Here is a 1,461-nt window from a genome sequence, read left to right as displayed (position 1 = left end):
GGCCGCGAGGGCAACCTGGTGCTCTTCGTGGTCGACGCCAGCGGGTCGATGGGCGCCCGCCAGCGGATGTCGGCGGTCAAGGGCGCCGTGCTGGCCCTGCTCACCGACGCCTACCAGCGCCGGGACAAGGTCGCCGTGGTCGCCTTCCGGGGTGCCGGCGCGCAGGTCCTGCTCCCGGCGACCTCGTCGGTGCTGGCCGCGTCGACCCGGCTGGCCGAGCTGCCCACCGGTGGGCGTACGCCGCTGGCCGAGGGACTGCTCGCCGCCGCCGACCTGCTGCGGGTGGAGCGGCTGCGCGACCCGACACGGCGTCCCCTGGTCCTGGTCGTCACCGACGGCCGGGCCACCTCGGGAGACCGCCCGCTCGAGCGGGCGGCCGGGGCAGCGGCGGTGCTACGCGCGACCGGCGCTCCCTGCGTGGTCGTGGACTGCGAGTCCGGCCCGGTCCGCCTCCACCTGGCCGCCCGCCTGGCAGCGCACCTCAACGCCCACCACCACCACCTCGGCAAGGTCACCACAGCGCCACTCACCGACCTCGCCACCACCCCGTCACGGCGATCATGCACTTTCCGCCCCGACGAAAGGGACGGAAGTGGAGTAAAAGGGGTCCGAAACTGCAAGATCGACGAGGTCGGGCACGGGCCGGACCGGAACAGGAGCGTTGCCTGATGCCGCAGGGGAAGCCTTCGCACGTGCCGGCCGACGGGTTGACCACCCGGCAGCGGCGCCGCCGGCCGCTCACCATCGTCCACACCGGAGCGATGAAGGGGAAGTCGACCGCCGCGTTCGGCCTGGCGCTGCGCGCCTGGACCGCCGGGCTGCCGGTCGGGGTGTTCCAGTTCGTCAAGAGCGCCAAGTGGCGGGTGGGGGAGGAGAACGCCTTCCGCGCGCTCGGCGAGGTCCACGAGCGGACCGGCCAGGGCGCGCCGGTCGCCTGGCACAAGATGGGCGAGGGCTGGTCCTGGATCCAGCGCGGCGGCGAGGCCGACCACGCCGCCGACGCCCTGGAGGGGTGGCGCCAGATCCAGCGCGACCTGGCCGCGCAGCGGTACGGGCTGTACGTGCTCGACGAGTTCACCTACCCGATGACGTGGGGCTGGGTGGACGTCGACGAGGTGGTGGAGACCCTGCGCGACCGGCCCGGCTTCCAGCACGTCGTCGTCACCGGCCGCAACGCCGACCCCCGGCTCGTCGAGGCCGCCGACCTGGTCGCCGAACTGACCAAGGTCAAGCACCCGATGGACGCCGGCCAGAAGGGCCAGAAGGGCATCGAGTGGTGACCCCGGCCGAGGCCTGGGCGCTGCCCCGGCTCGTCGTCGCCGCGCCGGCCAGCGGGCACGGTAAGACCACCGTCGCCACCGGCCTGCTCGCCGCCCTGCGCCGCCGGGGCCTCACGGTCAGCCCGCACAAGGTCGGCCCGGACTACATCGACCCCGGCTACCACGCGCTGGCCGCCGGCCG

At 74.3% G+C, this 1,461-nt stretch carries 1 protein-coding gene and 2 pseudogenes; all 3 read left to right on the top strand.

Annotated features, from left to right (window positions below):
- Positions 1–543 (top strand): annotated as a pseudogene (locus AB0I76_RS29850) (VWA domain-containing protein); the annotation flags it as partial.
- A gap of 125 nt (positions 544–668) precedes the next feature.
- Positions 669–1,280: a cob(I)yrinic acid a,c-diamide adenosyltransferase gene (gene cobO / locus AB0I76_RS29845; protein ID WP_357042455.1), complete on the top strand. Its 612-nt coding sequence runs from the start codon at positions 669–671 to the stop codon at positions 1,278–1,280.
- Positions 1,277–1,461 (top strand): annotated as a pseudogene (locus tag AB0I76_RS29840) (cobyrinic acid a,c-diamide synthase); the annotation flags it as partial. The gene cobO and the pseudogene AB0I76_RS29840, both read left to right, overlap by 4 nt.

This window comes from Micromonospora sp. NPDC049799 (genome assembly GCF_040656655.1).
Classification (GTDB): domain Bacteria; phylum Actinomycetota; class Actinomycetes; order Mycobacteriales; family Micromonosporaceae; genus Micromonospora.
Note: the sequence above shows the minus strand (reverse complement) of the source record. Positions and strands in the feature narration are given on the sequence as shown.